Source organism: Mediterraneibacter catenae (assembly GCF_008691045.1).
Taxonomy (GTDB): Bacteria; Bacillota; Clostridia; order Lachnospirales; family Lachnospiraceae; genus Mediterraneibacter; species Mediterraneibacter ornithocaccae.
This window is the reverse complement of record NZ_VMSO01000003.1, coordinates 1-14,233: the sequence shown is the minus strand read 5'-3', so window position 1 is coordinate 14,233 and position 14,233 is coordinate 1. Positions and strand designations below refer to the sequence as shown.

Sequence of the window (14,233 nt, the reverse complement as noted above, 5' to 3'; positions counted from 1 at the left end):
ACCCCCAAGGAAATACTCTTTGGGGGTTCTTTTCTCTTTATCTTACGTCAGTGCATATTCTTCTTTTATCAGAGCCTTCCGCTCCACTTTAATCTTCTCTCCGTCAGAAGTCGCCGCAAGAGTTTCTCCCTCTCCCGGTTTAGCATCCAGAATACAGTCCGCCACGGCATTCTGCAGCATTGACTGGATTGTCCGCTTCAACGGCCGTGCGCCAAACGCCGGATCATATCCTTTCTCCGCGAGCAATTCCAGAGCACTTTCCTCCACTCGCAGTGCAACGCCCTGCTTCTGCATTCTCTCCGCAAATTTCGCAATCTGCAGATCTGCAATTCTTCTCACATCCGCCTTTGTAAGCGGATGGAATACGATCACTTCATCAAGACGGTTAATGAACTCCGGACGAAATGTTGCCTTTACAGCTTCCATAACACGGCTTCTGATGTTTGCCTCACGGCGGATCTCTTCGTTCTCCTCATTTCTGGCAAATCCAAGGGAACTTTTTCCCGTAATCTCCCGCGCTCCGATATTGGACGTCATAACGATGATCGTGTTCTTAAAGCTGACCGTACGTCCCTGGGCATCTGTCAGCCGCCCGTCATCCAGAATCTGGAGCAGAGTATTCCACACATCGGGATGGGCTTTCTCTATCTCATCCAGAAGTATAATGCTGTATGGTTTCCTGCGTACAAGTTCCGTAAGCTGCCCGCCCTCGTCATAGCCTACATATCCCGGCGGCGAACCGATCAGTTTGGACACAGTATACTGCTCCATATACTCTGACATGTCAAGCCGGATCATCGCATTTTCGTCATGGAACATAACCTCCGCCATAGCTCTGCACAGCTCAGTCTTTCCAACTCCCGTCGGTCCCAAGAACAGAAATGATCCGACCGGCCTCTCCGGATCCGCCACTCCCGTCCTTCCCCGGCGGATTGCTTTCGCTACGGCACTCACCGCATCCTCCTGACCGATGACACGGCTGTGGAGCGATGCTTCCAGGGAGCGAAGCTGCACGGCCTCATTCTCCGTCAGCATAGTCACCGGTATCTTCGTCCACGCGGCAACAACTTCAGCAATATCTTCTGCGTCAACGCGGCTGCACTGCTTCTTCTGCCATTCGGTCTGTTTCTGGGTCAGCTCTTTGACCAGTGCATTCTGACTGTCCCGCAGGATTGCGGCTCTCTCGTATTCCTGCGCGTCAGCCGCCTGCTTCTTCTGACGCTCTATCCGTTTGATCTCCTGCTCAAGTTCCGCAAGATACGGCGGGGTCGTCAGACCTCTCGTCTTAATACGGGAAGCAGCTTCATCCATCAGGTCCACCGCTTTGTCCGGCAGGAATCTGTCCTGTATGTACCTCGCTGACAGAGTGACTGCTGCCCGGACAGCTTCATCTGTAATGATAAGTCCGTGGTACGATTCATATTTTCCTTTCAGGCCCAGAAGAATCTTTACAGCATCTTCCTGATCCGGCTCCTCTACGGCAACAGGCTGGAACCTTCTCTCAAAAGCTGCATCCTTCTCGATATGACGGCGGTACTCTTTTAGAGTTGTCGCACCGATCACCTGCAGTCTGCCTCTTGCAAGGATCGGCTTCAGAATATTCGCCGCATCCATCGTTTCACTGGCACCTGCCCCCGCTCCCATGATCATGTGTAATTCATCAATAAAGAGAATCACATTGCCGTCAGCTTCCGCCTCTTCGAGAAAATTCTTCATCCGCTCTTCAAAGTCACCGCGGAATCTTGCACCTGAAAGCATCCCCACCAAATCCATGGCAATGATACGCTTGTTTCTCAGATTTGCAGGAATAACTCCATCTGCAATACGCTCTGCCAGGCCTTCAACAACTGCGGTCTTACCGACTCCAGGCTCTCCTGTGAGCACCGGATTATTTTTAGTTCTCCTGGACAGCACCTGAATCACACGCTCCAGTACATCCTCCCGGCCGATCATCGGATCATATGCATCTTCCGATGCTTTTTCTGTCATATCCGTGCCGAATTTCTCCAGCACCGGCACATCTTCATCCTCCGGCTGCTCGTCTTCTACATTCGCTCTGTCTGCCCTTCCAGCCTGTGCCGGGTTTCCACTGTATGCAGTCTCGCCCTGCGTTGGCTCTGCTGCCGCAACATCTCCTGCTACGCTTTCTCCCGACACCACATCTCCCTGCGGTGCATTTCTCACAAGCATCGGAGGCTGTCCGGGCCCCAGTTCTCTTCTTATCTCCTCCGGATCCATTTCCAGAGAGGAAATAAGCTGCGATGCAGCACAGTCTCCCGCATCCAGGATTGCTCTCAACAAATCTTCCGGCTCTGTCTGATGATGTCCCTGTGCCTTTGAGCGCCGTTCCGCGATATGCAGTACCTGTTCTGCTTCATCAGAAATCTGTACAGCCTGGAAACTTCCGCCTGCTTTTGCATTAAAATCATACTGATGAAGATATTCCTCTATAAGCTTCTGATCCAGTCCATTGCGCCTCAGGGCTCTTCCCGCTGTGCCCCGATCTGCCGCCAGCGCCCACAGGAAGTGTTCACTTCCTATAAAGCCATGCTCCATGTGCGTCACAAACCGCAGCGCCGACTGAAATACTTTCATTGTCCGCTGGCTGAATATCCCCAGATTAATTTCCATGTGTACACACCTCCTTTTCAATCACTGCAATATCATCCCGCAGTTTTGCCGCCTCTTCATAATTCTCTGTCTCGGCCGCCTCACTCAGACGCACCCGCAGTGCTGCAAGCTTACGTCTCTTAACCAGCCCAGGAACAGCAGCATCCGGGAATGCCCTGTCTCCCAAGTGCCTTGGGTCAGGCTTTCCGGGCCACCAGCCCGTATAATTCTTAAATTCTTCTGTCCGGCCTGCTGCTGAAGCCTGATTCCACATCTTCCGCAGGCAGTCCGCACATACCGGAACCTGATAGACTGTTCCCAGCCAGTTTATGTAAAAAACTCTGTCTACCCTTTCTTTGTTACAAAATTGGCATCTCATTTCTGCTCACCTCTTTATACTACAATACCGCCGGCTGGAAAACCGGCGTTGTTTAAGATTTAATAGTTAAGTTTTTAATAATATAGTATATAAATTTTAAAAAGTCAATAGTTTTTGCAGGCTTATGCTTTTTTCCTCCCAAAACTGTGATATACTAATCTCATATATGGAGGTTATTTTATATGTCAGAAAAGAAAAAGATCATATTAAGCGCAGACAGCACCTGCGATCTAGACGAAGAATTGAAAGAACGATATCACGTCAACTATTTTCCGTTACATATCAACCTGAATGGCAGAGATTATCTGGACAATGTCGATATCACGCCGGAGCAGGTCTACCAGGAATACTATGACCATAAAGTACTTCCGAAAACTTCTGCAGTAAATGTCCAGGAATACATAGATCATTTCCGCCCCTGGGTCGAGGATGGATACGAAGTTATCCATGTCAATCTCGGTCACGCACTCTCCAGCTCATATCAGAACTGCTGCCTTGCAGCTCAGGAGCTCGGACACGTCCATGTCGTAGACAGCTGCAACCTTTCTACTGGAACAGGTCTGACTGTCGTCGCCGCCGGGAAAATGATCGAAGAAGGAATGGATGCCGAAACGATCGCTGGGAAGCTCCGCGCCAGTACATCCAAACGTCACGCCAGTTTTGTACTTGACACCCTCACATTTCTCCACGCGGGCGGGCGATGCTCGGCCGTCGCAGCTCTCGGCGCAAATATCCTGAAGCTCAAACCGAGCATCCAGGTGGATAACCATGACGGAAGCATGAGCGTCGGAAAGAAATACCGCGGTGCACTGGACAAAGTGCTCGTAAAATATGTAAAGGATGAACTTGCAAGGCATCCGGACATCAATACGGATCTTCTGTTCATCACGCACTCCGGCATCCCGCAGGAATACATCGATTTAGTAAGAAAAACTGTAGAAGACACAATGGCTTTCAAAGAAATCCATGTAACAAAAGCAAGCTGCACGATCTCCTGCCACTGCGGGCCGAATACGCTGGGGATATTGTTCGAAACAAAGTAATGTTTGTAACGGTTTAGTTATCTGATGTCAGTAAATGCTGCATAAGGAGTATCAACTATGACTGCAAGACCTGCCTTCCACGGAAGCGATATCGAAAAAATATGTGAGTACTATCATTTAAATAAAGAAGATATTACCAACTTCGGAGCAAACGTCAACCCGCTCGGACTGTCCGAAAAGGTGAAGCGTGCGATTGCCGGACATCTGGATCTGCTCTCATCCTATCCGGACAGGGAGTACTCATCGCTCCGGCAGACAATCTCCGAATACTGCCATATCCCGGCGGAATTCATTCTGCCGGGCAACGGTTCCAGCGAGCTGATCTCACTGCTGATCGAGACACTCGCACCCCGGCACACACTCATACTGGGCCCCACCTATTCCGAGTATTCGCGGGAGCTATCCTTTTCCGGAAGTACACAGGGTTATTATCATCTGAAAGAAGATGAAGATTTTCATCTGGATGTGGATGATCTCTGCCGTACACTTGAGAATGGCTATGATTTTCTCATCCTCTGTAACCCGAACAATCCGACTTCCTCTGCAATCCTTCGCGGAGATATGGAGCGGCTGCTCACCTTCTGCGCCTCCCGCAATATTTTCGTCATGATCGACGAAACATACGTAGAATTCGCGCCGGACATATCCGCGGTTACCGCAGTCCCGCTTACCTGCGATCATGAGAATCTGATGGTGCTGCGCGGCGTTTCCAAGTTCTTTGCCGCTCCGGGCATGCGGTTCGGATACGGAATCACAGGCAACAGAGAATTTCTAGAGAAGATGAAAGAAAAACAGATCCCGTGGTCATTAAACAGCATCGGCGCCTTCGCCGGAGAAGAGATGTTTAAAGATCAGGAATATATCAGGCAGACAAGAGAATTGATCCTCTCAGAGCGGGATCGGATGTATCAGGCAGTGTCTCAGATGCCAGGGTATAAAACTTACGAGCCATACGCCAATTTCCTGCTCGTAAAGATCATAAAAGACGGGATCACATCCTTTGATGTGTTTGAACGGTGCATTAAGGCAGGACTCATGATCAGGGACTGCTCGTCGTTCCAGTGTCTCGACGGAGAATTTATACGGTTCTGCGTCATGATGCCGGAAGCGAACAGCCGGCTGCTGCATGAATTAGGGACAGGGTAAACTTTGATTGGGGACGTAGTAAAATCGGATTTTACTACGTCCCCAATCAAGATTAGCCCTGTCCCTTTTCTTACCGTTTTAATATTCCAGCCTATATTAGCAGATCTCTGCCCCTGCCGGCATATCTTTCTCCGGCACCATCAGCGACAGATTTCCATCCGCATCTTCCGCGCACAGAAGCATTCCTTCTGAAAGCACTCCTGCCAGTTTTGCAGGCTTTAAGTTTACAAGTACCATGACCTTCTTGCCCACCATCTCTTCCGGTGTGTAGTGAGCCTTGATGCCTGACACGATCTGTTTTACCTGACTTCCGATCTTCACCTGAGAGCAGAGAAGTTTCTTTGACTTCTTCACTTCCTCACACGCGATGATCTCACCCACCTGGAACTGCATTGCCCCGAACTGGTCAAATGTGATCTCGTCTTTCGGCTCGATATCAATCACAGCTTTCTCCTCTGCCCCGCCATCGGCATTGTCAGAAGTCTCAGCCTCTTCCACATGCGGGTGGAGTTCCTCAACTTTCTTCATGACTTCCTCGAGATCCAGTCTCTGGAAGAGGATCTCCGGCTTATCCGTCACGTGTCCGCCGCCGAGCTGCTCCAGAATCTTCCTGCTTGTTGATGGCATGAATGATTCCAGGAGCTCTGCACCTGCGGAAATACCCTGAATCAGATTCCACAGCACGGTCTCCAGTCGATCTTTCTTCGCAGCGTCTTTTGCAAGAGCCCACGGCATCGTCTCATCGATATATTTATTGCATCGTTTGAACAGGTTAAAGATTTCCGTGATTGCATCTGCAACTCTTAAACCGTCCATCTTCTCCTCAACTGCTTTCGGCGTCTTCTCAATAACAGACTTAAGATCTGCATCCACTTCCTCTGCAACGCCCTTGTCCGTCACTGTTCCTCCAAAGTATTTATTTGTCATAGAAACTGTACGGTTTACAAGATTACCAAGTGTATTTGCAAGGTCGGAATTCAGACGCTCTACCATCAGCTCCCATGTGATCACACCGTCGTTCTCAAACGGCATCTCATGGAGCACGAAATAACGCACCGCGTCCACACCGAAGAAATCAACCAGTTCATCAGCATAGAGCACATTTCCCTTGGACTTGCTCATCTTACCGTCCCCCTGAAGAAGCCACGGATGTCCGAACACCTGCTTCGGAAGCGGCAGCCCCAATGCCATCAGGAAGATCGGCCAGTAGATCGTATGGAAACGGATAATATCCTTTCCGATCAGATGCAGGTCCGCCGGCCACAGTTTCCCAAACTGCTCCGTGCTGTTGCCGTCAGCATCGTATCCTATACCGGTGATATAGTTTGTCAGCGCATCAAGCCATACGTAAGTAACATGCTTCGGATCAAAATCAACCGGGATTCCCCATTTAAAGGAGGTTCTGGATACGCACAGGTCCTGCAGGCCCGGGAGCAGGAAGTTATTCATCATCTCGTTCTTTCTGGACACCGGCTGAATGAACTCCGGATGTGTGTTGATATGCTCGATCAGACGGTCTGCATATTTGCTCATCTTGAAGAAATATGCTTCCTCTTTCGCCGGCTGTACCTCGCGTCCGCAGTCCGGACATTTGCCATCGACAAGCTGTGACTCCGTAAAGAACGACTCGCACGGAGTACAGTACATTCCTTCATAATATCCTTTGTAAATATCTCCCTGATCGTACAGCTTCTTGAATATCTTCTGAACCTGTTTCTCGTGATCAGCGTCCGTCGTACGAATGAATTTATCATAAGATGTATCCATCAGGTCCCAGATCCTTTTAATCTCAGTAGATACGTTGTCCACGAATTCCTTCGGAGTGATTCCCGCCTCATTCGCTTTCAGTTCAATCTTCTGACCGTGCTCATCTGTACCTGTCTGGAAGAACACGTCATATCCCTGGCTTCTCTTGTAACGCGCAATAGCGTCCGCAAGGACAATCTCATACGTGTTTCCGATGTGCGGCTTGCCTGATGTATAGGCGATCGCCGTGGTAATGTAATACTTTGGTTTCTGATTCTCTGACATATTAACCTCCTTTGGGGACGTACTCATTTCGGGTTTTACTACGTCCCGAATCAAACTTCAGGGTGTCCCAAACTGAATTTTACCCTGTCCCCTTTTCACCAACTATTTTTGTAACAGAACAAAGAGTTCCGCAAGCGGAACTCTCGCGCCGAGCGCGGTCGCTTTAGCGACAAGTTCCCACTTCGCGCGAGTGTGCATCCCGCGGAGCGTTTTTGTTTAATAGGAAACGAAAGTTTCCTATTAAACAAAAACCGCCTTCCTGCTCTCTTAATAAGAGCAAGAAGACGGATATCAAACCGTGTTACCACTTCTCTTCATCTCTCCCTCACGGGATAAGACCTCAGCAAGTGCCTGTCAGCACTTCTCCGCTGTAATGGGCGGTCCCCATCGCAGTCTCGCTATGGATGAATAAATCCTCCATAGTTCGGTGCGCTGCTCAGAAGCCATGTTCATCTGCTTTCCATCTATCCCTCTCAGCACAGATGCATGAACTAGTGTCCGCATCCTCCGGGAATTCTCTGTAAGACTTCCGCCAGATTACTCTCTTCATCATCGCTTTTGTCGATCATCATATATTCTTTGACCTGTAAAAAAGGTTAGCACACAGGGAAATGATTGTCAAGTAAAGACCATACTTTATCGCTGTTCGGAAAATGGTTCAGCCCGCGCTATTTACAAAGCTGAACTGCTGTGTCACAGCCTCGACTTAAAATCTTCATATCCGAATGTCCGCACGATCTCACACTCTCCGTTCTCTCTCTCGAGTACGATATCCGGCAGGTTCATGCCGTTAAATGTATTTGTCTTCACCATCGTGTAGATCGCCATATCCTGAAACTCAAGTCTCTCGCCGCACTGCAGCGGATGATCGAACGCATAGTCGCCGATCACATCGCCTGCAAGGCATGTCGGTCCTGCGAGCCGGTAAATATACTGCCGGCCGCCCGCGCATTCGCCATGCAGGCTTCCGTCTTCCGCAGTTTCACTTCCCTCCCGGCATACCACACTTTCCTCTGCATTTGGTTCCCACGCGTCTTTCAACGGCGGCCGGTAAGGCATTTCCAATACATCCGGCATATGGCACGCCGCAGATGCATCCAGTATCGCGATCTTCATACCGTTGTCCACGATCTCAAGCACTTCTGTTATCATCTCCCCGGCATTGAGCGCCACAGCCTCCCCCGGCTCCAGATAGACTTCCACATCATAAGTCTCCTTCACATGACGGATACATTTCTTCAGCAGCTCAAGGTCGTAGTCCTCCCTCGTGATATGGTGTCCTCCACCGAAGTTCACCCATTTCATCTGATGGAGATATTTCCCGAACTTCTCCTCTACAGCTCTCAATGTTGTCGCCAGATCATCCGAATTCTGCTCACACAGTGTATGAAAATGAAGTCCGTCCAACTCACTGATTTCTTCCTCCGTCAGCTCTGCCTGCATCTGTTCCAGAGTAGTGCCCAGTCTTGAAAACGGAGCGCACGGATCATAGATCGCATGCCCTTCCTGGGTGGAGCATTCCGGATTGATACGAAGCCCCATGCTCCTGCCCCCCGCGCATCCACCATACATGCTTCCGGCATCCGCAGATCCGTCCTGACCGTCAGTCCGGCGTCCATATGCCCTGACCTGATCCTTATACTTCCGGAACTGGGCCGGAGAATTAAACACGATATGATCGCACATCTTCAGGATCTCCGGCATCTCCTCCTCTTTATACGCCGGGGAGAAGATGTGGTTCTCCTTCCCCATCTCCTCATATCCGAGCCGTGCCTCGTGCAGTCCGCTCGCCGTCGCACCATCCAGGTATTCTCCGATCAGAGGATATAAATGATACATGGAAAACGCCTTCTGCGCCAGCAGGATATGGCATCCTGTCTCCTGGCGTACCGACTTTAATATCTCCAGATTCTTCCTCAGTTTGCTCTCCTGTACTACATAGCAGGGAGTCCTCAGTTCATCTTTTCTCATAATTTCCGTTCGCTCCAGAGCAATTTAATCCACCAGTTCCGGATCTTCACTGATCTTCCATGGCAGTCCCCATTTATTCAGGGCGTCCATAAACGGATCCGGATCGAACTCTTCCATGTTGTAGACGCCAGGTTTCTTCCATGTGCCGGTCATTACCATCATCGCTCCGATCATCGCCGGCACACCTGTCGTATAGGCGACCGCCTGGGATCCTACTTCCTTATAACACTCCTGATGGTCACATGTATTATAGATATAGAGCTTCTTCTCCTGTCCGTCTTTCTTTCCGATAAAGATACATCCGATATTCGTCTTCCCTTTTGTCCTCGGACCCAGAGATGACGGATCCGGCAGTACTGCCTTCAGGAACTGGAGCGGCACGATTTCTTTCCCCTCGTACATGATCGGCTCGATGGATGTCATGCCCACATCTTCCAGACAGCGCAGATGTGTCAGATAACTCTCCCCGAACGTCATGAAGAAACGGATCCTCTTGATCCCCGGAATATTGAGTGCCAGAGACTCGATCTCCTCGTGATGGAGCAGATACATATCTTTTTCTCCGATTTCCGGAAAATTGTACACGCGCTTGATTTCCATGGGCTCTGTCTCTACCCAGTGGCCGTCCTCCCAGTAGGAGCCTTTTGCAGACACCTCACGGATGTTGATCTCCGGATTAAAATTCGTGGCAAACGGATATCCGTGGTCACCCGCATTGCAGTCTAAGATGTCAATATAGTTTATTTCGTCAAAATAATGTTTCAGTGCATAAGCTGAAAATACGCTTGTGACACCGGGATCAAATCCGCTGCCGAGAAGAGCGGTAAGTCCGGCCTTCTCAAATTTCTCCCGGTAAGCCCACTGCCATTTATACTCGAATTTCGCCGTGTCTTCCGGCTCGTAGTTTGCCGTATCGATATAGTGCACACCTGCTGCCAGACATGCATCCATGATCGTCAGATCCTGATACGGCAGCGCCAGATTCAGCACCACCTCCGGCTGCTCTCTTTTGATCAGCTCTGTCAGTTCTTCCACATTATCCGCATCCACCTGTGCAGTTGTGATCTTTGTCTTCGTGGTCCCCTGCAGTTTCTCTTTCAGGGCGTCACATTTTGACACGGTCCTGCTGGCAATACACAGCTCAGAGAACACCTCGCTGTTCTGACAGATCTTATGAATTGCTACACTGGCTACTCCTCCGCAGCCGATCACCATTACTTTTCCCATGATAAATCTCCTTTCTTTTCTCCTATGACTCTCTGCTCTTTCCGAGCCCATATCTTTTTTATATCTTTACTTATCATCATTTCCGGTTTGTCACCGCTATGAGCATCTCACGGATGATCTTGCACGCCACAGCTGTAGACGCGCCTGTGGGATCACAGGGCGGACACAGTTCGTTTACGTCGCACCCGATCAGATTCACACGCTCACATACTTTCGTCACACCGCGCATAGCTGTGAGAAAGTCAATACCTCCCGGCTCCGGCGTCCCGGTCCCCGGAAATACCGACGGGTCCATCACGTCCAGATCGACCGTGAAATACACCGGCGCATCCCCGATCTGTTCCAGCACTTTATCCAGCCCGTCCAGCGTAAACGGGTGAAAATCCGTATGTCCCTCTCTCGCCCAGTCGAACTCCACTTTCTCACCGGAACGGATGCCGAACTGGTGGATCCGTCCGTCCGCACTCTTGCTTTTGTCCTGCATTCCCAGCACTTCCCAGCATCTGCGGATCACACACGCATGGGAGAGTTTCACTCCCAGATAATCCTCTCTCAGATCCGTGTGCGCATCAAAATGGATAATGTGCATATCCGGATATCTCTCCGCCGCCGCGCGCACACTCCCCAATGTGACCAGATGTTCTCCACCGATCATAAACGGCAGTTTTCCGTTTTTCAGAATACTTTCCGTACATTCTCTGATCTGCTCGAGCACTTTCTCAGAACTTCCGATCGCCAGCTCAAGGTCGCCGCAGTCGTATACGACATTTTCCGGCAGTTCTTTATCCTGATACGGGCTGTAGATCTCCAGTCCGTAAGAATCATTCCGCACTGACTGACCTGCGAACCGGGTACCTGGCCTAAATGACGTCGTAGAGTCAAAGGGCGCACCGAAGATCACGACCTCCGCCTCCGCATATTCAGCATCACAGCCGATAAAATTCACTGTATTTTTCCATATCATCTCTCTACATCCTCCAGCAGGGCTTCCACATAGGCCGGAAGTGCAAATACTCCGGCATGCAGCCTCGGTTCGTAATATTTCGTATGTATTCCTTTCAGTTTCCACCCTACTTTGTCCAGATCATCCAGCGGATGATATTTCTTCGAGGCGAAACCGAACAGCCAGTGCCCCGACGGGTAAGACGGAATATGCGCCTGATACACACGGCAGATCGGAAATGTCTCAAGTATCCTCTTGTGCATCCGCTGGCACTGAAAAGCTTCCTCCGTATAGAACGGGCTCTCATTCTGATTGATCATAACACCGTCCTCGCGGAGGGCATTGTAGCAGTTGCCGTAAAACTCCTTCGTAAACAGTCCCTCTCCCGCTCCGAATGGATTCGGGGAATCAATGATGATCAGATCATAGGCATCGCTCTTCGACCGGATAAACCTCAGACCGTCCTCATTAAAGATACTGACTCTCTCATCTGTCAGGCTGTTGGCTATCTCCGGGATATATTTCCGGCATGCCTCCACAAGCAGCGGATCCGGCTCCACTACATCGATCGTCTCGATCGTATCATACTTGATCAGTTCCCGCACGACGCCGCCGTCTCCTCCGCCCACGACAAGCACCTGCCTTACATCCGGGTGCACTGCCATCGGTACATGTGTGATCATCTCATGATAGATAAATTCATCCCGCTCCGTCAGCATCAGGTCTCCGTCCACAACGAGTATCTTCCCGAAATCCTTTGATTCAAGAACATCGATCCTCTGCACCTCACTCTGTGCACTGAAGAGCTGCTCTTCAATGCGGATGGACAGCTTCACGCCGTCCGTATGTATATCAGAAAACCACATTTCCATATCTTCTTCTCACTCTCCCTCCACAATATCTGTCTGCTCGCCGTCGTATCATAGTTTATCTTCCGGTCAGCACATTCAGCCGCTCGATCCGCTCATCCTCCGGTCCGGTCATGGAGCATCCCTTTTCTTTCGCATAGACGATATAATCGATGATCTCATCAGTAATCTCCTCCCCCGGAGCCAGCACCGGTATTCCCGGCGGATAACACATAACGAACTCGGAACATATCCTCCCTTTGGTCTCTTTAAGCGGCAGAGATTCTTTCTCCGCATAGAATGAATCCTGGGGTGTCATGACCACCTTCGGAGCGATATACTCCTGAGTGAGCATGCCGGTTTTATCTTTCTTGTATCTGCGTTTCAGATCTGCAAGCGCTGTCACAAGCCGTTCTACCTCCCGCTTCCTGTCGCCGATGGACAGATAGGCAAGGATATTGCCCAAATCCCCGAACTCGATCTGGATGTCATACTCATCCCGAAGAATATCATACACCTCAATCCCGGCAAGGCCGATATCCAGCGTGTGGATTGACAGTTTCGTCGGATCGAAATCAAAAATACTGTCGCCGTTTACCATCTCCCGCCCAAACGCATAGTAGTCGCCAATCTGGTTGATCTCTTTTCTCGCGTATTCCGCCAGTTCCGTCACCATCTTAAAAGATTCTTCTCCGCGCAGGGCAAGATTTCTCCTTGAAATATCCAGACTGGACAGCAGCAGATAGGATCCGCTTGTCGTCTGCGTCAGATTGATGATCTGGCGGATATAGCCCGGATGCATTCCCTTCCCGGTCAGCAGGAAAGAACTCTGTGTCAGGCTTCCGCCGGACTTATGCATACTTACCGAAGCAATGTCTGCTCCCGCTGCCATTGCAGAAACCGGTAAATTATTTCCGAAATAAAAATGTGTCCCATGTGCCTCATCTGCCAAAACTTTCATGCCCTTCTCATGCGCCATCTTAACAATCGCCCGCAGATCAGAGCATACACCGTAATAGGTCGGATTATTGACAAATACCGCCACGGCGTCCGGATTTTCTTCGATCGCCCGTTCCACATCAGCACGTTTCATCCCCAGCGATATTCCCAGCCTCTGGTCCACATCCGGATTTACATAGATGGGTTTTGCTCCGCAGAGCACCATGGCGTTGATCGCACTGCGGTGCACATTTCTCGGCAGTATGATCTTGTCGCCTTTCTTGCAGCACGAGAGGATCATAGTCTGAACTGCCGACGTCGTTCCTCCCACCATCAGGAATGCATGTTCAGCACCAAATGCGTCAGCCGCCAGCTCCTCCGCCTCTTTGATCACGGATACCGGGTGGCACAGATTGTCCAGGGGCTTCATGGAATTCACGTCGATACTGACACACCGCTCCCCCAATAGTTCCACCAGTTCCGGATTTCCTCTTCCGTGCTTATGCCCCGGCACGTCAAAAGGCACGACCCTGTTCCGCCGGAAACGTTCCAGCGCCTCATAAATCGGCGCTCTCTTCTGTAATGATCTCTCCATCTCAAACCTCCGCTATGTAAGATTGCGGCGTATGCATCCGCCTGCCATGTTACCGAAAAGTAACAGTTCAGCACGCGCCATTCGCAAAGCCGCACTAACGTGGTTACTACGGCTGCGCAGCTTCTTTGCTCATGAAGTGTTACGACAAAAACAGGCCGGATGCACTTTGCACCCAGCCTGTGTGATATCGCGTTATATTCGCGCCCTCCCTGCGCGGAAGGACCCGTCTGATTTACAGATATAACAGATATTGGACGTAGAGTCTATATAGCAAATATTTTTACTTTTACTACTCTTATTGACCGTTTCACAAGTTGTGTATGCGTATTGTGCACACCGCGGTTATAAAGTAACCAACTTATAAAATTTGAGCTCCTAACTCAATCAATAATGCAGCTTTGCGCCGCGTAAAATATTTGCATGGAGAACGTACCATATATCTGCTTTCCATACATTTGGTATCGTAGCATAAAACCGTAAGGAATTCAAGAAGTTTCTTTC

10 protein-coding genes are annotated in these 14,233 nt (G+C 50.0%); 2 read left to right on the top strand and 8 right to left on the bottom strand.

Annotated features, from left to right (window positions below):
* Positions 1-42 precede the first annotated feature (42 nt).
* Complete coding sequence (locus FNY66_RS03325; protein ID WP_087149755.1) at positions 43-2,631, bottom strand: ATP-dependent Clp protease ATP-binding subunit; 2,589 nt, start codon at positions 2,629-2,631, stop codon at positions 43-45.
* Entirely contained in the window at positions 2,621-2,989 is a 369-nt protein-coding gene (locus tag FNY66_RS03320; RefSeq protein ID WP_087149756.1) for a UvrB/UvrC motif-containing protein, read from the bottom strand. The genes FNY66_RS03325 and FNY66_RS03320 overlap by 11 nt, the downstream gene beginning before the upstream one ends.
* A gap of 182 nt (positions 2,990-3,171) precedes the next feature.
* On the opposite strand from FNY66_RS03320, the gene FNY66_RS03315 reads away from it, so the two are divergent.
* Together FNY66_RS03315 and FNY66_RS03310 are read left to right on the top strand one after the other, a co-directional pair.
* A complete protein-coding gene (locus FNY66_RS03315; protein WP_150310290.1) occupies positions 3,172-4,032 on the top strand; it encodes a DegV family protein in 861 nt (286 codons plus the stop codon).
* 57 nt (positions 4,033-4,089) lie between these two features.
* Positions 4,090-5,178 (top strand): pyridoxal phosphate-dependent aminotransferase, encoded by a 1,089-nt coding sequence (locus FNY66_RS03310; protein ID WP_150310289.1) that lies wholly within the window; start codon positions 4,090-4,092, stop codon positions 5,176-5,178.
* Positions 5,179-5,274: 96 nt separating this feature from the next.
* On the opposite strand, the gene metG is transcribed toward FNY66_RS03310, so the two are convergent.
* From metG to FNY66_RS03280, 6 genes are all read right to left on the bottom strand, one after another.
* Positions 5,275-7,209 carry a methionine--tRNA ligase gene (gene metG, locus FNY66_RS03305; protein ID WP_087149759.1) on the bottom strand — a complete coding sequence of 645 codons (1,935 nt, stop codon included), beginning with the start codon at positions 7,207-7,209 and terminating at the stop codon, positions 5,275-5,277.
* Positions 7,210-7,902: 693 nt separating this feature from the next.
* Positions 7,903-9,180: a carboxynorspermidine decarboxylase gene (gene nspC, locus FNY66_RS03300; RefSeq protein WP_150310288.1), complete on the bottom strand. Its 1,278-nt coding sequence runs from the start codon at positions 9,178-9,180 to the stop codon at positions 7,903-7,905.
* A gap of 24 nt (positions 9,181-9,204) precedes the next feature.
* Positions 9,205-10,407 (bottom strand): saccharopine dehydrogenase family protein, encoded by a 1,203-nt coding sequence (locus FNY66_RS03295; protein WP_087149761.1) that lies wholly within the window; start codon positions 10,405-10,407, stop codon positions 9,205-9,207.
* Positions 10,408-10,483: 76 nt separating this feature from the next.
* Positions 10,484-11,371, bottom strand: a complete 888-nt coding sequence (gene speB / locus FNY66_RS03290) for an agmatinase (protein WP_087149762.1) — start codon at positions 11,369-11,371, stop codon at positions 10,484-10,486.
* Entirely contained in the window at positions 11,368-12,222 is an 855-nt protein-coding gene (gene speE / locus FNY66_RS03285) for a polyamine aminopropyltransferase (protein ID WP_150310287.1), read from the bottom strand. Before speE ends, speB begins: the two co-directional genes overlap by 4 nt.
* Positions 12,223-12,277: 55 nt before the next feature.
* Positions 12,278-13,732, bottom strand: a complete 1,455-nt coding sequence (locus tag FNY66_RS03280) for an aminotransferase class I/II-fold pyridoxal phosphate-dependent enzyme (protein ID WP_087149764.1) — start codon at positions 13,730-13,732, stop codon at positions 12,278-12,280.
* Positions 13,733-14,233: the final 501 nt, after the last annotated feature.

Coding starts and splice junctions, on each gene's coding strand:
- FNY66_RS03325 (WP_087149755.1), bottom strand. CDS start 2,631: ATGGAAATTAATCTGGGGATATTCAGCCAGCGGACAATGAAAGTATTT.
- FNY66_RS03320 (WP_087149756.1), bottom strand. CDS start 2,989: ATGAGATGCCAATTTTGTAACAAAGAAAGGGTAGACAGAGTTTTTTAC.
- FNY66_RS03315 (WP_150310290.1), top strand. CDS start 3,172: ATGTCAGAAAAGAAAAAGATCATATTAAGCGCAGACAGCACCTGCGAT.
- FNY66_RS03310 (WP_150310289.1), top strand. CDS start 4,090: ATGACTGCAAGACCTGCCTTCCACGGAAGCGATATCGAAAAAATATGT.
- metG (WP_087149759.1), bottom strand. CDS start 7,209: ATGTCAGAGAATCAGAAACCAAAGTATTACATTACCACGGCGATCGCC.
- nspC (WP_150310288.1), bottom strand. CDS start 9,180: ATGAGAAAAGATGAACTGAGGACTCCCTGCTATGTAGTACAGGAGAGC.
- FNY66_RS03295 (WP_087149761.1), bottom strand. CDS start 10,407: ATGGGAAAAGTAATGGTGATCGGCTGCGGAGGAGTAGCCAGTGTAGCA.
- speB (WP_087149762.1), bottom strand. CDS start 11,371: ATGATATGGAAAAATACAGTGAATTTTATCGGCTGTGATGCTGAATAT.
- speE (WP_150310287.1), bottom strand. CDS start 12,222: ATGGAAATGTGGTTTTCTGATATACATACGGACGGCGTGAAGCTGTCC.
- FNY66_RS03280 (WP_087149764.1), bottom strand. CDS start 13,732: ATGGAGAGATCATTACAGAAGAGAGCGCCGATTTATGAGGCGCTGGAA.